Raw genomic sequence first — 18937 nt, 5'->3', positions numbered from 1 at the left:
AGTACGAAGCAGTGTCAAAAAATATGATTTCTAGGGTTGAGAATATTTCTCAACCCCAGTTTTATAATCACAATAAAATATGGACAAAACCTTTTATAATAGCGGTTTTAGTTGTTATAATTTTAGGGATTATATCACTGTTTACTGGAGTTTATGATATACGTGGACAAGAGGACGGAATGGAGATGTTTTTCATCACTCGTGTTCCGAGAACAGTTGCATTAATGCTTACCGGAGCTGCAATGGCGATGGCAGGGCTTGTAATGCAATTAATTACACAGAATCGTTTTGTTGAACCTACTACAACGGGGACTATTGAATGGTCAGGCTTAGGCCTGCTTTTTGTGTATTTACTATTTCCTGCCCCGACTTTAGTTCAAAGAATGACTGGTGCAATCATTTTTTCTTTTATAGGAACTATGATTTTCTTTCTATTTTTAAGAAGAGTTAAGCTTCGCTCATCTTTAATTGTTCCGATTATTGGATTGATGCTTGGAGCAGTTATTTCTGCAGTGTCTACTTTTTTGGGACTCCTTTTTCAAATGACGCAAAGTATTGAAACTTGGTTTGTAGGTTCATTTGCTAACATTCAGGTGGGAAGATACGAATATTTATGGCTGATTGTTATCGTTACTTTGCTTATTTTTATGTATGCGAATAGATTGACTTTAGCTGGACTAGGAGAAGATGTCGCAACAAGCCTTGGCGTTAATTACAATAGAATTGTTCTTTTTGGGACTGGCCTTATCTCTGTTGCTGTTGGAATTGTTGCTGCTGTTATCGGAAACTTACCTTTCTTAGGGTTAATTGTTCCAAACATTGTTTCCATGTTTAGAGGAGATGATCTTAGGAGTAATTTACCTTGGGTATGTGTGATCGGAATGGGGACAATAACTACCTGTGACATCATTTCTCGAACAATTATAAAGCCTTTTGAACTACCTGTTTCTTTAATACTTGCATCAGTGGGAGCAGTCGTGTTTATTACTATTTTATTGAGAAAAAGAAAACCAAGGAGGCTGCGATGATCACATTAGACTATAAAAATAAAGAAAATGTCGAAGTTGATTCTAGCCTTCATAATAAAAGTAGATCAGCTAGTGCTTTTCGTTCTAAGAAAGAAGCAAGACGTTATTGGATTGTACTGATAACATTGATTGCTTTAGGTCTTCTTTCTTCATATGGACTTTTAGTGTATAACAATCCAGTTCCGATAGATTCACCTTCTTTTATCCCAGTTGTTAAGAGAAGGATAATAGCTATTGTTGCGATGATTATTGCTGCAGTTTGCCATAGTTTGTCAACAGTTGCTTTCCAATCTATTACGAACAATAAGATTATTACTCCTTCACTTTTAGGTTTCGAATCACTGTATTCAGCAATTCATACGAGTACAATATTCTTCTTTGGTGCTAGTGCATTAATAAACTTTAATGGGATTGGATCATTTTTAGTCCAAGTTATTGCTATGGTCTTGATGAGTTTGATACTTTATGGATGGTTACTTTCCGGTAAATACGGGAATTTACAACTTATGCTTTTAGTTGGAATTATTATTGGTACTGGACTGAATTCTGTATCAACTTTTATGAGAAAACTACTTGCGCCTTCAGAGTTTGATATTTTACAAGCGAAATTATTTGGTTCTGTTAATCATGCAGATCCTGCATATTTTCCTATTGTAATTCCTATGATTATAATTGTCGCGGTATTAATTTTTGCTCATTCTAAGAAGTTAAATATTTTATCACTAGGAAAGGATGTTGCTACTTCTTTCGGGGTTAAATATCAACCTAGTGTAATTTATACGCTTGTATTAGTTGCTATTTTGATGTCCATCTCAACTGCTCTAATTGGACCCCTTACGTTCTATGGTTTTTTAGTGGCAACTTTGAGTTATCAGGCGGCATCAACTTATGATCATAGATATATTTTTCCGATGGCTTTTGCTATAGGATTTTTGATAATGACGAGTGCATACTTTTTAATGTATCATGTATTCAATGCTCAAGGTGTAGTTTCAGTTATTATTGAATTATTTGGTGGAATCATATTCTTAACTATAGTTTTAAGGAAGAGGGCTTTATGATAAAAATCGATAATGTTAAAAAGTTCTATACTGATAAGGTGAAAATAGGACCTTTGGATATTGAAATACCAAAAGCAGGCTTTACTTCTTTAATTGGACCAAATGGCGCTGGAAAGTCTACGACACTTTTGATGATTGGAAGACTTTTAGATATGGATGAAGGTCAAATTCAAGTAGCGAATATGGATGTTTCTGAATCCAAATCAAAAGACTTAGCAAAAATTTTGACTATATTGCGACAAGAAAATCATTTTGTAACGAGGCTTACGATTAGACAACTAGTTGGATTTGGGCGCTTTCCGTATTCAAAGGGAAGATTAACTAAAGAAGATGAGGTTATCATTTCTAAATATATTGATTTTCTAGATTTAACTAGTTTAGAGAATAGATATTTAGATGAGCTTTCTGGTGGTCAAAGACAAAGGGCATATGTAGCGATGGTCTTGTGCCAAGAGACTGAGTATGTACTTTTAGACGAACCTCTGAACAACCTTGATGTTGCGCGCTCTGTTCAAATGATGGAGCATTTGAGACGTGCAGCTAATGAATTCGGAAGAACAATTTTGACTGTTATGCATGACATAAATTTTGCAGCTAAATACTCTGATAAAATTTGTGCTATGAAAGATGGACAAATTGCTGCTTTTGGAACAGTAGAAGAGGTTATGGACCCAACACTTTTAACAGATATTTTTGAAACAAAAATAGAAATTATTAAAGGTCCTTATGGGCCAATCGCTGTTTATTAATTACAAAATGAGTATGTAAACAAGCTGCTGTCTATATTTTATAGGCAGCAGCTTTTTTTGTGCAATTGCCTGTGAGGGCTGATTAAAGTTTCACTTTATAAAAAAGTTCTTTTACATACGATAAATGTTATTCTTTCATTTTAAAATTGTCGTAATCAAAAGGGAGAATTAATATTATGCTTACAGTGCGATTTTATATGTGGTGATATACTGGGGATAGGGTTTTTATGAGTGTTTGTTGTGTCGTTTTTTGTCGGTAAGTCGATATTCTTTGTCGAATAGTCGATATATTGAAAAAATCGTTGATATATTGTGAGTTATCGTCGATATATTTGAAAAATCGTCGATATATTCTGGGGAGGGCTAAAAATGATTGTGAAAGAGCGACAAATGCCGATTTATTTACGGCAATTAGAAGCGTTACTTAGGCGATTACCCGCTCATCATCCGAAACGAGATATAATTGTAGAAAGTTTAGCGAAGCATAAAGCTGGTTATAAAGGTGAACAAGCTATTAATTATCCGCTAAGTTTTCTGTCGGAGGAAAAATATCGTATTTTGCACGATATAAGGTTGTTCGACCAAAATTACCATTTCCAAATTGATACGATTATAATTTCCCCCTATTTTCTTCTTTTCCTCGAAATAAAAAATATAGCGGGTACATTACTATTTGATTCAAAGTTTAATCAGCTTATTAGAATATCAGAGGGAAATTCAGAAGGATTTCCAGATCCAATTTTACAAGTGAAAAGACAAGAGGAACAGCTTAGGAAATGGTTAAGTTTAAATGGATTTTCTCGTTTTCCAATTGAGTCACTTGTTGTAATTAGTACGCCCCGAACTATTATTAAATCTTCAGATGATAACCTTCTTAATAAAATTATCCACAGTGCAAATTTACCTAATAAAATGAAATGGTTTGAGAGTAAATATAAGAAAAAAGTTATAAAAAATGTAGACAATCTTATTTGCCAAATAGTAGCTAAACATGCACCATTACGGCAAAATATCCTTGAACAATTTAAAGTAAAAAAAGAAGAGTTGTTAGACGGTGTGCAATGTGAGGTGTGTTCTATACTGCCAATGTTTAAATTGAAAAAAGGGTGGTATTGTTCGAAATGTAAAGCTATCTCTAAAGTGGCGCATGAATTTGCTTTAAAAGATTATGCACTTCTTATTGGTGACACTTGTACAAATATGCAGTTGAAGAAATTTCTTAACGTTCAATCGAGTGCGACTGTTAAAAGACTCCTCCAAACAATGAACATCCCCCACACAGGTGACAACAAAGGACGAATATATGATTTAACTTCGTTTCAATCATAATTTTGCTATAATAAATAAGTATTTATGTGAAGGAGAGTGTGAAATGAAGTTTAATATTGATCATTATATAGCTAGCGTTTTACAGTGGATATTGAATATAGCGTTAATTATATTATCCATTGTTTTATCTATCTTTTTAATTAACGAGACTATCACATTTATTCAATACATATTTTCAACAAAGGAATATACATCGTATAAATTGGTTGAGAGCATCATCGTTTATTTCTTATACTTTGAGTTCATCGCATTGATTATTAAGTATTTTAAGTCGAATTATCATTTCCCGTTACGTTATTTTATTTATATCGGAATTACGGCGTTAATTCGTTTAATTATTGTATCTCATGAGGAACCGATGGAGACGTTGTTGTATGCGGGATCCATTCTCGTTTTAGTCATCGCGTTATACATATCAAATATGAGAGATTTGAGAAAAGAGTAGTAAAAAACCCCTAAGTATAGGGGTTTTTACTTTATATAATATGAAATCCGATTAATAAAATAACGATGAACGTGATAGCAAATATGCCCCACCATAACGTATGTGTTTGTCCTCTTCTTTTTCTGGCAACGATAATTTCCATCGACATAATAAGGATAAGAGCGAATACAGCTTTTATCATAGAAATGACAGGGAAGTTTTTAATGACAACCATCCCAATTCCTGAACCTAACATAAGAACATAAAAGGCACGTTGCCCCCACAGTGTAAATTCTTGTTTGTTAAGCATGTAACTCATAATAAATAAGATGATAAGAATTGCCCATGATCCCGCGTGAATTTGATAAAAAGTATTAAGCATTACAGTTCACTCCCGTATGTATGTTGTTTTTTTGAAAATAGGATTACTAATCCGATAGAAAGCATCGTCATCATGCCGCCTATTATGAAAGATACTGCCCCTTGTGATGTAAATATCATTGTGAAAAATATTGGTCCGATAATTCTTCCTAAACTATCAAATGAATAATTTAAGCCTGAAATGGTACCGTGATCGCTTTTTACTTGTTTTGTTAAAAAGGATAAGGTACATGTTCGTACGAGTGCGTTTCCAGCTGTGAAGATGGATAAGCAAATGCCGGCCCATAGTAAATTCGTAATGAAAGGGATTAAAAATAACCCTGTTGCAGAAATGATTTGTCCGATTATAATGTAGCGTTTTTCATCTCCGTTACGAATGTAGCGTATGAGTCCACCTTGTATGAATGCGTCTACTAGGCCGCTCGCTAAAAAGATTATGCCGATTTGTAATGGTGTAATACCAATCGCTTGTTTACCGAATAGTTGATAGGTGCCTTCTAATCCAGCTAATGCCATAGAAATCGTGAAAGTAATGAAAAACAAGCCGATTGATGCCGCTGGTAAATGGATAAACTTTTTAAATGGGTTTCCCGCATCTTTTTTTTCTGCATTGTTTAAACTCTCTTTAAAAGTAAAACATGTATAGAGAAATAAAATGACAAGAAGATTGCTAGCAATTTGGAACGGAACCGCATTTCCCAAATGACTTAGCATGCCGCCAATTGCTGGTCCGACAATAAAGCCCATGCCGATGCAAGAACCCATCATTCCGATATAACGATTACGCTCGGTTTCATTTGTCATATCGACAATTGAAGCTGTTGCAGTAGTGTATAATGCCCCTGCAAACAATCCATTTAGGCTTCTTGCGATGTATAAGCCCGTTAAATTATCAATTAGTAAACCTGTTAAGAAAAAACTAATGGAATACCCGAGTATGCCAATTAGTAGTACAGGACGCCGACCTGCTTGATCAGAAATCTTTCCCCAAAGTGGAGCTGTTAAGAATGAAGCAAGTGAATAAGAAGATAACAGCATACCTAAATGATGTGACGGCACATGTAAATTTGTAATGATTTCTGGTAGAACAGGGATAATCATACCGAATCCTAAAAAGATGAAAAATTGAACAATCATTAACGGAATTATATTCCTTTTCATCATATCCTCCTTTCCTCTTATTAATTAAATGACATATGACTAAATAGTCATATGGTTATAATAATGGTTTATTAAAAGGAGTACAATCGATATAATAAAATTGAAACAAATTATTCATAATTTAAAAGTCCGGTTAGGAGAATTAAGAATGTCTATTCGTTATGCATTACTTGGACTACTTTCAAAAAAAGAACAAACTGGTTATGACTTGTATCATACTTTTCAAGAACAACTCATTTATTTTTGGAATTCAAGTCATTCACAAGTGTATAAAGAATTATCAAAAATGGAGCAGGATAACCTGGTTACGTTCGAATATATTTATCAAGAAGGAAGTCCAAATAAAAAAATATATTCTTTGACGAAAGAGGGCGAAAAGGCTCTTGTTGAATGGATTATTCATTCGAAAACGAAGCCCCAACGTATAAAGGATGAGTTTTTATTAAAAGCCTCAAGTTTTAATGTTATTTCAGTAAGTGAAGCTATTTCACTATTACAGAAGATAATTGATAGAGAAACGCATGTCATGCGGGAAACTCAAAAATGGAAAGATTATGGTTTTCCAGATCAATCTGCTATTCGCAAACAAGTGATAGGAGAGTATATTACTGTTGAATATGGAATAAGATATTCAAAAATGTACATCGATTGGTGTGAATGGGCAATTGAAGTGTTAGAAACATTGCGAGAAGAAGAGTAAGGGAAAGTGGTGCAGACATAAGTTTGCACTACTTTTTTATGTCTTGACCTTCAAGTTGCTTGAAAGTTTACAATGTAAATAGGGCGTTTGAAATTGAAAAAATTTGAGAAATTAAGTGAAGAGGTTTCTTTTACTTGGAGGTTATAGCAATGAGTCAGGAATTGAAGTTACGTCCTTTAGAACGGGAAGACTTAAAGTTTGTACATGAACTTAATAATAATGCCCATATTATGTCGTATTGGTTTGAAGAGCCGTATGAGGCATTTGTGGAGCTGCAGGATTTATACGATAAACATATACATGATCAAAGTGAACGCCGATTTATCGTTGAGAAAAATAATGAGATGGTTGGATTGGTCGAGTTAGTGGAAATCGATTATATTCACCGAAGAACTGAATTCCAAATTATTATTGATCCTAATTATCAAGGGCATGGTTATGCAGCAGAGGCGACGCGTTTAGCGATGGATTACGCTTTTTCTGTATTAAATATGCATAAAATATATTTAGTTGTTGATAAAGAGAATGAAAAAGCTGTACACGTTTATAAAAAAGTTGGATTTATGGTAGAAGGAGAACTTCTCGACGAGTTTTTCGTAGATGGTAACTATCATAATGCGATAAGAATGTGTATGTTTCAGAAGGAATATTTTGAAAGCAAATAGTTGAATGATTTGGAAGTAATGTTGACGCTTCATAAAACCGTGTGCTAAAATCCCTTTTAAGTATTAAGGAAGGTGCAGAACATGCTTTATATAAAATTTGTAAAACTCATTAGAAAACTTTGCTCCGCACAAATGTATACGGTGAAGCGTTGTACGGAGCTTAATCAAGGGGTATAAATCCCCTATATTCATCGGCTGAATAACTTTTCGAAAAAAGTATAGTTTATCTATGCTTATTTGATTATGGTTTTTCAGCTGATGTATAAAATAGATTAAGGGGCCATAGACAATGCTTTGTCTATGGCCCTTTGTGTATATTATTCCAATGAGCTTTTACTATAAATTGGAGTAGTATGGGAAAAACCACGAAGCAGAGGGCTAGTGTCGAATGACGCTATCTCTCTGCTTTTTTTAATTTCAGGAAAAGAGGAATAAAAATGAGTTTACTTAAAGTTGAAAGTTTATCACATAGTTTTATAGATAAAGTATTATACGAAAATGCTTCTTTTGAGTTGCATAAAGGAGAACATATGGGGGTTGTTGGACAGAATGGTGCAGGAAAAAGTACGTTAATGAAAATGTTGGTGGGGGAAATTATTTATGATAAGGGGAGCATTAAGTGGCAACCTAATATTCAAATTGGACATCTTGATCAATATGCAGAAATTGATGGGAGCTATACCATTTCACAATATTTAAAACGAGCCTTTTATGATTTGTTTGAAATGGAAAAGAGAATGAATAATTTATATGAAGAAAGTGCGATGAATGGAGATGAGAATCAACTATTGAAAGCAGCTGAAATACAAGGGCAGCTTGAGGCTCGTGATTTCTATTCAGTAGACAGCGTAATAAATAAGGTGGCAGCAGGTTTAGGTATTGATGCTATTGGGATGGATCGTGTTATTGGGCAATTAAGCGGAGGACAACGGGCAAAGGTGATTTTAGCAAAGCTTTTATTAGAAGAGCCTAATATTTTATTACTAGATGAGCCTACGAATTTTCTTGATAAAGAGCATGTTGAATGGCTTGCTAATTATTTAATGAATTTTGAAGGAGCGTTTATTGTCGTATCACATGATTTTGATTTTCTAGAAAAAGTGACTTCTTGCATATGTGATGTAGAGTTTGGAACGGTGAAGAAGTATTACGGAAAATACTCAGATTTTGTAAGACAAAAGGAGCATTTGCGAAAAGATTATATTCGCCAATATTATGCACAACAAAAGAAAATTGAAAAAACGGAAGAGTATATTCGTAGAAATATTGCTGGAGTGAATTCAAAAATAGCGCAAGGGCGTAGGAAGCAGTTGCAACGTATGGAAAGAATTGCGCCACCAAGTTTTACTCATAAACCGTGTATTTATTTTCAGGAGCTTCCCATTTCAGCTCAGACAGTTCTTGAAGTAAATAATCTTGAAGTTGGTTACGATTTTGCTCTCTTACCAAAATTGAATTTTTCAGTGATGGGTGGGCAAAAACTTGTTATTACAGGGTTCAACGGAGTAGGGAAATCTACTTTATTAAAAACAATTGTTGGAACTATTTCTAGTATTGCCGGAGAATTTCACTTCTCAGAGCAAATAAAGATTGGATATTATGAGCAAGATCTGAATTGGAGCAACGATTCTTTAACGCCGCTGCAAATTATTTCAGAACAGTTTCCTAAACTAAATGTGAAGGAGATACGTCATCATTTAGCTGCATGTGGTGTGAAGGATACTCATGTTTCACAAGAAATTCGTACGTTGAGTGGTGGTGAACAATCAAAGGTTAAATTATGCGGATTATTATTATCACCTTGTAATTTCTTAATTTTAGATGAACCGACAAATCATCTAGATGCAGAAGCAAAGGAAGCTTTGCAAAAGGCGTTAATACAGTTTAAGGGGAGCGTTATACTCGTATCTCACGAAGCGAGTTTTTATCTTGATTGGGCAGATAGTATTTTTAATATAGAGACAGGATTAGTTAAGGGGATGTGAAACATATGATTGAAAACAAATGGAAAACGAAATTTATATTATTTTTGACCGCTCAAACTATTTCGTTGTTCGGTTCATCTCTCGTACAATACGCGATTATATGGTATATCACCTTAACGACATCGTCAGGGTTAATGTTGACTATTTCAACAGTTTGCGGTTTCTTACCACAAATTGCAATCTCTTTATTTGCAGGTGTTTGGATTGATCGTTATGACCGTAAAAAGATGATTATGTTATCCGACGGGGTTATAGCAATTGCTACATTAGTTTTAGCAACTTTATTTTTAGCAGGATATAAAAGTATCTGGTTACTTTTTATAGTACTACTCATTCGTTCAGCTGGGACAGGGGTACAAACACCAGCTGTGAATGCGTTAATCCCACAAATCGTTCCAAAAGATTATCTTATGAAAGTAAATGGGATAAATAGCAGTATTACATCTTTAATTATGTTTCTTTCACCAGCAGCAAGTGCTGCAATTCTTTCTATTGCTAGCATTGAAACGACATTTTTGATTGATGTTATTACAGCTATAATTGGAATCACTATTATGTTTATCATTCAAGTGGAGAGACATGTGAAGGAAGAGAGTAAACAGAAATCTAATCTACAAGGCATAAAAGAAGGTTTTGCCTATTTAAAAGAAAATGTATTTATTAAAAGGCTACTTGTTTTATTAATCATTGTCATGATTTTAATAAGTCCGGCTGCTTTTTTAACACCTTTAATGGTAACTCGTTCTTTCGGTGCGGAAATGTGGAGACTTACTGCTAGCGAGATGACTTTTAGTGCGGGGGCGGCAGCTGGTGGCGTATTGATTGCAGCGTGGGGTGGTTTCCGTAATCGTATGCATACAACAGCGCTAGCTTGTGCGTTGTATGGACTGCTTATGATTGGACTAGGGATCGCTCCAATATTTATTATATATTTAGTATTTAATTTTTTAATTGGTATAACAATGCCGTGCTTCAATACACCAGTTACTGTGTTATTGCAGGAAAAAGTAGAACCTTCAATGCATGGACGAATGTTTAGTCTTGTACAAATCGCTAATTCATGCGCGCTTCCCTTAGGAATGATAATATTTGGCCCATTGGCTGATATGTTTAGTGTAGAAATTTTGTTAATTTATGCTGGGATATTCGTACTATTGTGTGCAATTTATGTTGTAGTAAGTAAGAGATTTGAAGTGTAAATATTTATGTTTGAAAAGGTTTATGAGGCAATTTAAGTTGCTTCATAAACCTTTTTTTGTTTTATGTAAGTCAACAATAGTTTATCGTAAAACAATAAATTGTTATTGACTTATAATGCAGTGAAGCTTATTATGATGGTAGTAAGAATAGTAAAAAGGAATGCAGATAAATGAATTGTGAAATCAAAGGAGAATATATTATGAAAAAATATTTATTAGCAATTGTATTGATATCATTAGGGGCTACTTGTTTAATCATACATGGGACGACAAGTAAAATGGATGGAAGTGGTTTGCTTATAGAACCTTACTTCTTCCTAGTACCAGTGAGCTATTTATTGTTCATTAGTGGTATTGGTGTGTCAGTATTTGAATTTATTACTTCGAATAAGGAGAAAAAATACTTATTAGCTTCTAGTCCAATATTTTTAGGAGTGTTATGCATAATTATGTTTAATATAATTGGTTCTGAAGTAAAACCAGACGGAACTTTAGTGGAGCCATTTTACTTGATTCCGTTAGCATATTTATTTACTTTCACTGGAATTGTTGCAATTTTGTGTGTGGCTCTTTTCTCAGTGATTCGAAAAAAGACAGCACGATAAAACACTTGCCATGAAATAGAAACATAAGATAGGGAAGAAAAATAATAAGTGAGCTGAATCATGATGAATCATTATTTTTATAGCGGTAGACAAGTGGGAGCAGCTATTACACTGGCAGGAGCACAGGGGACAATTCATGCTGTGAATCAAGCGATTCAAATGCAGCAACAAGCATATTTTGCACAAATGATGCAAGGGCAGTATATGTCGTACTCACAGTTTCCGATGCAAGCTGTACATTATGATGTGCATCCAGCATATTTATTTTCCATCCCATATGGCGGGACATACTTCTTATGAAAGAAAGCGACTAATCAGAGTCGCTTTCTTTCTTTATATTCCGCCTAGTTTCATGCCAAGGAATGCAAAAAGGATTCCAATCATATAAGTGGCACTTAAATATAGAAATAGTATGCCGAAGTTTTTGCGGTTGAAAAGCTGAACAGATTCTAATTTAAACGTTGAAAATGTTGTGAAGGCACCCATAAATCCAGTCCCTAATAATAATTGCCAACTTGTGGTGACTCCGTTGCCAATTATATATCCGAGTAAAAATGCGCCTGTTATATTGATGAGAAATGTAGCAATTGGAAAGGAAGTTTTATTTCTTTTTTTAAACCAATTGCTAATTGCAAATCGTGTAATAGCACCGAAGAAACCTCCAGTTGCCACTAATAAAGCTTCCATCATAAGTGATCACCTTCCGTAAGCTGTTTCTTAATTAAGAAATCACCTAGTGTATAGCCAAGAGCAGACATAATGAGCCCACCAAGTATACTGCATGATACATATAAGAAAGCCGTACTCCATTCAGAATGATTGATTAATTGTACAGTTTCTACACAGAATGTCGAAAACGTCGTAAAGGAACCGATGAATCCAGTTCCAATGCCTGTAATAATCTCTGAAGGTAAGATATTTCGCCGAGCTATATACGTAGTTAGCCATGCTAATAAGAAGCAGCCGATTAAGTTAATGAGCAACGTGGCTAATGGAAATGAATGCTGCCATGAAGTATGAATAGTAAGACCTAAATAATAGCGAGAGAGGGCTCCTAATATACCGGCTATGCCAACGATAATATAAATCAATTTCTTCACCTCTTTAAAATAGCTTGCTCAAAAAAATAGACTCCTACCAGTAGGTATACTGGTAGGAGTCATTAGCTAAGCAGCAGTTATGGCGAACTCCATCGCCTATGATTATTACATATAGTGTACTAAAAATTGCATTGAATTTCCAGAGTGAAGAAGTGGAGTCGTTTTGTATGTATGTGATGGTTTAAGATAGGGTATTATGCTTATAAACTAAATATAGTGATATAAGGTTTTCGATGTGATAAAATATTTCTTATGTCTGTCATTCAGTTTTATTTAACTGAAAATAAAGATAATTTAGTTATGTGTTTTAGAAAAGGGGCGTTTGTTTGAAGAAATTATTAAAAATAGTACTTATATGTATTTTGATAGGAGCTTGCATTTTAGGTGGTTTTTTAGCGTATATGACACTTACAAAAGAAAAGCCGGCTGATGTTATAAGTTTAAAGGTGGAAAATAATAAGGAGCGCGTATTAGCGTCTGACAATGAGTTTAAAGTTACAACATTTAATATTGGATATGCTGGATTAGATAAGGATCAAGATTTCTTTATGGATGGCGGAAAGGGATCTGGTTCAAGTAGTAAAGAGCAAACGGAAACGAATTTAAAGAATATGCTTTCGTTTTTACAAAATGAGAATAGTGATTTTGCGTTATTACAAGAAGTTGATATAAAATCATTGCGATCTTTTGATGTAAATGGACATGAGTTTTTGAAAAAGAGATTACCTGATTATGCTTCGTCATTTGGAAAGAACTATGATACAAAATGGGTCCCTGTCCCAATTACAAGTCCAATGGGATATGCGGAGGCTGGATTAAGTACGTTTTCTAAATATAAAGTTCAAACAGCGGAGAGGTTCCAGCTTCCTGGAATGGAGCCTTGGCCAAAGCGTTTGTTTGATTTAGATCGAGCGATTGTTGAGCATAAAATTCCTGTTAGTAATGGGAAGTTTGTTAGACTCGTAAACTTACATTTGTCTGCTTATGATGAAGGCGGGAAAATTAGAAAGCAGCAAGTAGAGTATTTAAAGGAATATATGAACAAGCATTATAAAAATGGTGATTACGTAATAATGGGCGGAGATTGGAATCAATTACTTTCTGATGTTCAGTTAAGTGATCCGAAGTTTGTGAAAGAGCGTCCAGAATGGTTAGTAGAGTTGCCAAAGGACTTTACTAATGGTGGCTTTAAATGGGCTGTAGATCCGTCTGTTATGACGGTGAGAGATGATGTGAAGAAGTATGTGGAAGGTGAAAACTTTGTCACGATTATTGATGGCTTTATCGTTTCACCGAATGTGGAGATTGTAAATGTACAAGGGAAAGATCTAAAGTTTGAGAATAGTGATCATAACCCAGTGAGTGCGGTCTTTAAGTTGAAGTAATTAAGTGCAGAAGGTGGGACTTTATATATGGAGTGGTTAAAGAAAACTTGTTTTTCTAACCTGGAGAAAGAATCACAGAAAAATCATTTATTGCTGTTTATCACGATTTGTAGTTTCTTCCTCGGAATAATCGCGATTGGGTATTACGGATATATTTTTACAGAGAGAGCAATAGCGTTTTGGGTTTGCGGTATTTCAGTTGTTGTATTTGGAACGCTTCTTACTTTTATAGAAAGCATGGAAGCGATGTATAAATATATCATGACATTTATGTTGCTTATTATGTCTTTCATTATGGTACAAGCTTTTAATGAAAGCCCGGCTGTATTCCAAATGGTCTACTTTACTTTAGCAGTTTCACTTATTTATTTAAGTGAACGTCTCGTTATTATTCTCGGCGGAGTGGCGGTTGTTATTACATTTATTCTTTGTAGTTATTGGCCGGAGCAATTTTTTGCTTATACAGCGGCGTCTGAAGCTGCAAACTTCGCAAGTTTGTTAGCAATCGTAACGATCGCTATGTGGGGCGTAACGAAGATTGGCTCTAATCTGCTAGCTCGCTTAAGTGATGAGAAGCAAGAAGTAATGAGAAAAGCTCAGGAGTTAGAAGAAACGCAAAGACTTATTGAGGAAACGGTTGTAAAGTTAGATAGTAATTTCAATCATTTAAGACAAAATATGAATACATCGATGGAGTCGATGAGTGAAATTAATTTTGCTTTTGAAGAAGTGGCAGTTGGCACTCAATCACAATCAGAGATGATGCATCGTTCGGTAGAAGTATTGAATGATATGGAAGGAAATATTGAACAAATCATTTCTCAAGTAAGAAATGCATCGATTCGTGTGGATGAAAGTTTAGAAATTTCAAAGGGCAGTGTACAAACTTTACGAAATTTTGAAGCAAATATGAGAAGTTTAAATGATGTTGTTTCACAATCAGGAATTATATTTAGAGATTTAATGATGCAGTCGAAGCAGATTAATGAAATTGTAGATGTAATAACGAATATTTCAAGTCAGACGAGTTTGCTAGCTCTAAATGCAAATATAGAAGCTGCAAGAGCAGGAGAGCATGGAAAAGGATTTGCTATTGTAGCGAATGAAGTATTAAAGCTTGCTGAAGAATCAAATCGTTCAGCGGGGAGAATTCAAGGTATTTTGAAGGATTTTAGTAATCAAGCAAGTAAAGTGGAAGTACAGGTAGAGAAATCAGAAAGAGTACAAGAAGAATGTAACGAAATGTTAGCAAGTGTTTTAACGAATGTAACAGATTTAGGGAAGTTTATTGATACAATTAATGATGTAATGAGAGAAATTGTTGGGCATCAAGAAAGTTTCCAAGTTAAAACGACGAATATCGTAAAGGATGTTACACATGCTTCTCATGTAATTCAGCAAACTTCTGCTGCTACGGAAGAAGTGTTAGCAAGTGTGGAAGAAGAAAAACATCGAAATGATATATCGGTGAAGACGTTACATACGGTTAGCGAGCAAGTGAAGTTGCTAGAAGATATTCTAGAAAAGTAATATCTCTTGAAAAGGGCACACTATGTGTGCTCTTTTTTCATTTAAATGAATACGTGATAGTAATTTAATTGCTTTTCTGCGCGTTTTCTGCCAAGCTTAAGGAGATAAAGTGAGACTAATACCTACTGATTATTAGTTGAACCCCTGCAAATAGCGGGATAAAATACTTCAAAGAAAGAATTATATAGGTGACGCATATGATTGAAGTTAAGACTTCTGAACTTAGTGATGGAGAATTTAATAGAGGTGTATTTGCAACTCGTGATATTAAAAAGGGTGAGTTGATTCACTCAGCACCAGTTATCTCTTATCCGAATGAACAGCATGAACACATTGAGAAAACGTTACTTGCTGACTACGCATTTGAGTATGGGGTAAATCATACAGCATTCCTGTTAGGATACGGCATGTTATTTAATCATGCATATAATCCGAATGCAACGTATGAAATTGTCTTCGAGAATCATACGTTTAACTTCTTCGCTTATAAGGATATAAAAGCGGGAGAAGAAATTTTAATCAACTATAACGGTGAAGTTGATGATGACGAATTATTATGGTTCGATAAGGAAAAAGAAGAGAACGAAAAGTAATTTATAATAAGTGATGAAAAGGATGCTTTTACATAGGTAAAAGCATCCTTTTTATTGATGAAAAAAAAGTAAAAATTACAAAAAAATACCACTTCCCTTTCGTGTGGTATAGTAAGATACTGAAGGATAGTGTGTTGAAAAAGTAATATATTTTACAAATTGTTGTCTTTCTGATGACATGTCAAGTTTAGTAGCCCATTTGGGTTGCTTTATTATGCAATATATATTTTAATATGAGTGGCACCTCTTATAAATTAAGAGGTTTATAGGTGTCTCGAATTGATTTTGGGTACACTGTATCCACCACTTTAGGTTCGTTCATGTATGTGGGGATATTATGGGCCCGTATAACGGGATAAAAAGAATATAGAAATAGAGGAATCGTAAAATGAATATGCAAGAGGTTTATAAATATTTAAGTACGGTATTGCCTGAAGGTCATGTGAAACAAGATGAAATGTTAAAGAATCATACGCATATTAAAGTTGGCGGAAAAGCAGATGTGTTCGTTGCGCCGACAAATTATGATGAAATTCAAGAAGTTATCAAATATGCGAACGAATATAATATTCCAGTTACGTTTTTAGGAAATGGATCGAATGTCATTATTAAAGATGGTGGAATTCGCGGGATTACAGTAAGTTTAATTCACATTACAGGTGTGACTGTAACAGGAACGACGATTGTGGCGCAATGTGGTGCAGCGATTATTGATGTATCACGTATTGCATTAGATCATAATTTAACGGGCCTTGAGTTTGCTTGTGGTATTCCAGGTTCAGTTGGCGGAGCATTATATATGAATGCTGGTGCTTACGGCGGTGAAGTATCGTTTGTATTAACAGAAGCTGTCGTAATGACAGGTGATGGAGAGCTACGTACTTTAACGAAAGAAGCATTTGAATTTGGATATCGTAAGAGTGTATTTGCAAACAACCATTACATTATTCTTGAAGCGAGATTTGAGCTTGAAGAAGGTGTGCGCGAAGAAATTAAAGAGAAAATGGATGATTTAACGTTTAAACGTGAGTCAAAACAGCCTCTAGAATACCCTTCATGTGGTAGCGTATTTAAGCGCCCACCAAATAACTTTGCTGGTAAGTTGATTCAAGAATCAGGACTACAAGGTAAGCGAATTGGCGGAGTGGAAGTTTCTTTAAAACATGCTGGATTTATGGTGAATGTGGATAACGGAACAGCACAAGATTACATCGATTTAATTCACTTTGTACAAAAGACTGTTGAAGAGAAATTTGGCGTGAAGTTAGAGCGAGAAGTAAGGATTATTGGAGAAGATAAAGAGTAACGAAATACGTATGAAACTGTGAATTATTTTAAAATAACATTTGGGTATTGTTGACAATTTGTTTTCAATTCAATATAATGGCTAATAATTTAACAAATAATATACGTTGAAAGAGCCCAGTAGCAGTTTGTCACTGTTAACGAGAGAGTTAGGGGTTGCTGGAACCTAGCACAAACAAACTTGCGAATTACACTCTGGAGTATCTTAGGTAATGCTAAGCGGATTGGCAATCGATATTATTGCTAAGAGTGGTATGAGTAGCTATGCTATTTATACAAACTGGGTGGTAACACGGTGAATAATCGTCCCTATGTCATAGACATAGGGACTTTTTGTTTTCAAAAAAATAGAGGGGATGACAAAAGATGAATATCATTGATGAATTAGAATGGCGCGGCGCCATTAATCAACAAACGGACGAAGAAGGTTTATGTAAGCTAGTAGAAGAGAAACAGATTTCATTATACTGCGGAGTTGATCCGACTGGTGATAGTATGCATATCGGACATTTAATTCCGTTTATGATGATGAAGAGATTCCAGTTAGCTGGCCATCATCCAGTTATTTTAATTGGCGGTGCAACAGGAACAATTGGTGATCCGAGCGGACGTCAATCAGAACGTCAACTTCAAACGTTAGAAGTTGTTCAGCATAATGTGGATGCGTTAACAGCACAAATGAAAAAGCTATTTGATTTTGGCGGAAATAGTGAAGTGAAGATGGTAAATAACTACGACTGGACACATGAAATAAATATTATTGAGTTTTTACGTGATTACGGTAAGAACTTTAGCGTTAATAGCATGTTAGCGAAGGATATTGTAGCAAGTCGTTTAGATACAGGGATTTCTTTCACAGAATTTACGTACCAAATTTTGCAAGCGATGGACTTCCATCATTTATACACGAAAGAAGATGTTCAACTGCAAATTGGTGGTAGTGACCAATGGGGAAATATTACGAGTGGTTTAGATTTAATTCGTAAGTTAGAAGGGCACGAAGCGAAAGTATTCGGACTAACAATTCCGTTGTTATTGAAATCAGATGGTACGAAGTTTGGTAAATCTGCAGGTGGTGCAGTTTGGCTTGATCCTGAAAAAACAACACCATTTGAATTTTACCAGTTCTGGGTGAATACAGATGACCGTGATGTAGTGAAATACTTGAAATACTTTACGTTCTTAACGAAAGAGCGCATCGATGAATTGGCAGTGAAGGTAGAAACAGAGCCTCATAAACGTGAAGCACAAAAAGTATTAGCGGAAGAAATGACGAAATTCGTTCATAGCGAAGAGGCATTTTCACAAGCCGTGAAAATTACAGCAGCATTATTTAGCGGAGATATTAAATCGTTAACAGCTGATGAAATTGAACAAGGCTTTAAAGAGATGCCAACATTCCAGTCTTCAAAAGAGACGAAAAACATCGTAGAATGGCTAGTTGATTTAGGAATTGAACCATCTAGACGACAAGCGCGTGAAGATATTAATAATGGAGCTATTTCGATGAATGGCGAAAAGGTAACAGATGTGGGGACAGATGTTACTGTAGAAAATTCATTTGATGGACGATTTATCATTATTCGTAAAGGGAAGAAAAACTACAGCTTAGTTAAATTAGGATAATAATTTGTGTGAAAGGATGGGAGTAGGAAGAATACTTCCATTCTTTCATATACACAATTTAGACATAAAATAATCAGTAAATTTAGATAATTTAAAGGGTTATATGGTTCT

Annotated in this window: 20 protein-coding genes, 1 pseudogene, 1 riboswitch and 1 other annotated feature; of the genes and pseudogenes, 17 read left to right on the top strand and 4 right to left on the bottom strand. The window is 34.8% G+C overall.

Features of this window, described 5'->3' with window-relative positions:
• Positions 1 to 11: 11 nt before the first annotated feature.
• The 5 genes from FOT98_RS23455 (at position 12) to psiE (ending at position 4612) form a co-directional block, all read left to right on the top strand.
• Positions 12 to 1028: an ABC transporter permease gene (locus FOT98_RS23455; RefSeq protein ID WP_063263137.1), complete on the top strand. Its 1017-nt coding sequence runs from the start codon at positions 12 to 14 to the stop codon at positions 1026 to 1028.
• A complete protein-coding gene (locus tag FOT98_RS23450; RefSeq protein ID WP_063263138.1) occupies positions 1025 to 2089 on the top strand; it encodes an iron chelate uptake ABC transporter family permease subunit in 1065 nt (354 codons plus the stop codon). The genes FOT98_RS23455 and FOT98_RS23450 overlap by 4 nt, the downstream gene beginning before the upstream one ends.
• On the top strand, positions 2086 to 2838 hold the full coding sequence (locus FOT98_RS23445) for an iron ABC transporter ATP-binding protein (RefSeq protein WP_063263139.1): 753 nt from the start codon (positions 2086 to 2088) through the stop codon (positions 2836 to 2838). The genes FOT98_RS23450 and FOT98_RS23445 overlap by 4 nt, the downstream gene beginning before the upstream one ends.
• 369 nt (positions 2839 to 3207) lie before the next feature.
• Entirely contained in the window at positions 3208 to 4167 is a 960-nt protein-coding gene (locus tag FOT98_RS23440; RefSeq protein ID WP_063263140.1) for a nuclease-related domain-containing protein, read from the top strand.
• Between the two features lie 43 nt (positions 4168 to 4210).
• Complete coding sequence (psiE, locus tag FOT98_RS23435) at positions 4211 to 4612, top strand: phosphate-starvation-inducible protein PsiE (protein WP_000671178.1); 402 nt, start codon at positions 4211 to 4213, stop codon at positions 4610 to 4612.
• A gap of 31 nt (positions 4613 to 4643) precedes the next feature.
• Here the strand turns inward: psiE and FOT98_RS23430 are convergent, their stop codons facing one another.
• Positions 4644 to 4973, bottom strand: coding sequence for a DUF1516 family protein (locus FOT98_RS23430; protein ID WP_061679278.1), 330 nt, complete (start codon positions 4971 to 4973; stop codon positions 4644 to 4646).
• On the bottom strand, positions 4973 to 6133 hold the full coding sequence (locus FOT98_RS23425; protein WP_063263141.1) for an MFS transporter: 1161 nt from the start codon (positions 6131 to 6133) through the stop codon (positions 4973 to 4975). Before FOT98_RS23425 ends, FOT98_RS23430 begins: the two co-directional genes overlap by 1 nt.
• A gap of 148 nt (positions 6134 to 6281) precedes the next feature.
• Here FOT98_RS23425 and FOT98_RS23420 point away from each other — a divergent pair, with 148 nt between their 5' ends.
• From FOT98_RS23420 to FOT98_RS23395, 7 genes and pseudogenes are all read left to right on the top strand, one after another.
• Positions 6282 to 6833: a PadR family transcriptional regulator gene (locus FOT98_RS23420; RefSeq protein WP_061679276.1), complete on the top strand. Its 552-nt coding sequence runs from the start codon at positions 6282 to 6284 to the stop codon at positions 6831 to 6833.
• 149 nt (positions 6834 to 6982) lie between these two features.
• Complete coding sequence (gene speG, locus FOT98_RS23415) at positions 6983 to 7498, top strand: spermidine N1-acetyltransferase (RefSeq protein ID WP_063263142.1); 516 nt, start codon at positions 6983 to 6985, stop codon at positions 7496 to 7498.
• A 437-nt stretch (positions 7499 to 7935) separates the two neighbouring features.
• Positions 7936 to 9483, top strand: a complete 1548-nt coding sequence (locus tag FOT98_RS23410; RefSeq protein WP_063263143.1) for an ABC-F family ATP-binding cassette domain-containing protein — start codon at positions 7936 to 7938, stop codon at positions 9481 to 9483.
• Between the two features lie 5 nt (positions 9484 to 9488).
• The gene (locus FOT98_RS23405) at positions 9489 to 10682 is read left to right on the top strand and encodes an MFS transporter (protein WP_140384192.1); all 1194 of its coding nucleotides are present in this window, start codon (positions 9489 to 9491) and stop codon (positions 10680 to 10682) included.
• A 197-nt stretch (positions 10683 to 10879) separates the two neighbouring features.
• Positions 10880 to 11086, top strand: a pseudogene (locus FOT98_RS32525) (DUF3955 domain-containing protein); the annotation flags it as partial.
• Positions 11060 to 11287: a DUF3955 domain-containing protein gene (locus FOT98_RS32520; protein ID WP_179194688.1), complete on the top strand. Its 228-nt coding sequence runs from the start codon at positions 11060 to 11062 to the stop codon at positions 11285 to 11287. The pseudogene FOT98_RS32525 and the gene FOT98_RS32520, both read left to right, overlap by 27 nt.
• A gap of 60 nt (positions 11288 to 11347) precedes the next feature.
• Positions 11348 to 11587 (top strand): DUF3947 family protein, encoded by a 240-nt coding sequence (locus FOT98_RS23395; protein WP_063263145.1) that lies wholly within the window; start codon positions 11348 to 11350, stop codon positions 11585 to 11587.
• 33 nt (positions 11588 to 11620) lie between these two features.
• Here the strand turns inward: FOT98_RS23395 and crcB (FOT98_RS23390) are convergent, their stop codons facing one another.
• Positions 11621 to 11977 carry a fluoride efflux transporter CrcB gene (gene crcB / locus FOT98_RS23390; protein ID WP_063263146.1) on the bottom strand — a complete coding sequence of 119 codons (357 nt, stop codon included), beginning with the start codon at positions 11975 to 11977 and terminating at the stop codon, positions 11621 to 11623.
• Positions 11974 to 12378 (bottom strand): fluoride efflux transporter CrcB, encoded by a 405-nt coding sequence (gene crcB, locus FOT98_RS23385; protein ID WP_063263147.1) that lies wholly within the window; start codon positions 12376 to 12378, stop codon positions 11974 to 11976. Before crcB (FOT98_RS23385) ends, crcB (FOT98_RS23390) begins: the two co-directional genes overlap by 4 nt.
• Before the next feature lie 55 nt (positions 12379 to 12433).
• Positions 12434 to 12493, bottom strand: a riboswitch (Fluoride riboswitch).
• Between the two features lie 220 nt (positions 12494 to 12713).
• Between crcB (FOT98_RS23385) and FOT98_RS23380 the strand changes: the two genes are divergently transcribed.
• The 5 genes from FOT98_RS23380 (at position 12714) to tyrS (ending at position 18826) form a co-directional block, all read left to right on the top strand.
• Complete coding sequence (locus tag FOT98_RS23380; protein WP_063263148.1) at positions 12714 to 13772, top strand: endonuclease/exonuclease/phosphatase family protein; 1059 nt, start codon at positions 12714 to 12716, stop codon at positions 13770 to 13772.
• 27 nt (positions 13773 to 13799) lie between these two features.
• Positions 13800 to 15302 carry a DUF4077 domain-containing protein gene (locus FOT98_RS23375; RefSeq protein WP_063263149.1) on the top strand — a complete coding sequence of 501 codons (1503 nt, stop codon included), beginning with the start codon at positions 13800 to 13802 and terminating at the stop codon, positions 15300 to 15302.
• 197 nt (positions 15303 to 15499) lie between these two features.
• Complete coding sequence (locus FOT98_RS23370) at positions 15500 to 15895, top strand: SET domain-containing protein (RefSeq protein WP_000573651.1); 396 nt, start codon at positions 15500 to 15502, stop codon at positions 15893 to 15895.
• Between the two features lie 388 nt (positions 15896 to 16283).
• The gene (murB, locus tag FOT98_RS23365; RefSeq protein ID WP_061679268.1) at positions 16284 to 17201 is read left to right on the top strand and encodes a UDP-N-acetylmuramate dehydrogenase; all 918 of its coding nucleotides are present in this window, start codon (positions 16284 to 16286) and stop codon (positions 17199 to 17201) included.
• 97 nt (positions 17202 to 17298) lie between these two features.
• Positions 17299 to 17514, top strand: a binding site (T-box leader).
• 52 nt (positions 17515 to 17566) lie between these two features.
• Entirely contained in the window at positions 17567 to 18826 is a 1260-nt protein-coding gene (tyrS, locus tag FOT98_RS23360) for a tyrosine--tRNA ligase (protein WP_063263150.1), read from the top strand.
• Positions 18827 to 18937: the final 111 nt, after the last annotated feature.

The sequence above is a fragment of the Bacillus sp. HY001 genome (assembly GCF_007558965.1).
In the GTDB taxonomy this organism is placed as follows: Bacteria; Bacillota; Bacilli; order Bacillales; family Bacillaceae_G; genus Bacillus_A; species Bacillus_A mobilis.
The sequence above is the reverse complement of the archived record's forward strand: the minus strand, read 5'-3'. Positions and strand labels throughout refer to the sequence as shown.

Bases quoted from the DNA above. Each gene is read 5' to 3' on its own strand.
- FOT98_RS23450 (WP_063263138.1), top strand. From the start codon at position 1,025: ATGATCACATTAGACTATAAAAATAAAGAAAATGTCGAAGTTGATTCT.
- FOT98_RS23445 (WP_063263139.1), top strand. From the start codon at position 2,086: ATGATAAAAATCGATAATGTTAAAAAGTTCTATACTGATAAGGTGAAA.
- FOT98_RS23440 (WP_063263140.1), top strand. From the start codon at position 3,208: ATGATTGTGAAAGAGCGACAAATGCCGATTTATTTACGGCAATTAGAA.
- psiE (WP_000671178.1), top strand. From the start codon at position 4,211: ATGAAGTTTAATATTGATCATTATATAGCTAGCGTTTTACAGTGGATA.
- FOT98_RS23430 (WP_061679278.1), bottom strand. From the start codon at position 4,973: ATGCTTAATACTTTTTATCAAATTCACGCGGGATCATGGGCAATTCTT.
- FOT98_RS23425 (WP_063263141.1), bottom strand. From the start codon at position 6,133: ATGAAAAGGAATATAATTCCGTTAATGATTGTTCAATTTTTCATCTTT.
- FOT98_RS23420 (WP_061679276.1), top strand. From the start codon at position 6,282: ATGTCTATTCGTTATGCATTACTTGGACTACTTTCAAAAAAAGAACAA.
- speG (WP_063263142.1), top strand. From the start codon at position 6,983: ATGAGTCAGGAATTGAAGTTACGTCCTTTAGAACGGGAAGACTTAAAG.
- FOT98_RS23410 (WP_063263143.1), top strand. From the start codon at position 7,936: ATGAGTTTACTTAAAGTTGAAAGTTTATCACATAGTTTTATAGATAAA.
- FOT98_RS23405 (WP_140384192.1), top strand. From the start codon at position 9,489: ATGATTGAAAACAAATGGAAAACGAAATTTATATTATTTTTGACCGCT.
- FOT98_RS23395 (WP_063263145.1), top strand. From the start codon at position 11,348: ATGATGAATCATTATTTTTATAGCGGTAGACAAGTGGGAGCAGCTATT.
- crcB (WP_063263146.1), bottom strand. From the start codon at position 11,977: ATGATGGAAGCTTTATTAGTGGCAACTGGAGGTTTCTTCGGTGCTATT.
- FOT98_RS23375 (WP_063263149.1), top strand. From the start codon at position 13,800: ATGGAGTGGTTAAAGAAAACTTGTTTTTCTAACCTGGAGAAAGAATCA.
- FOT98_RS23370 (WP_000573651.1), top strand. From the start codon at position 15,500: ATGATTGAAGTTAAGACTTCTGAACTTAGTGATGGAGAATTTAATAGA.
- murB (WP_061679268.1), top strand. From the start codon at position 16,284: ATGAATATGCAAGAGGTTTATAAATATTTAAGTACGGTATTGCCTGAA.
- tyrS (WP_063263150.1), top strand. From the start codon at position 17,567: ATGAATATCATTGATGAATTAGAATGGCGCGGCGCCATTAATCAACAA.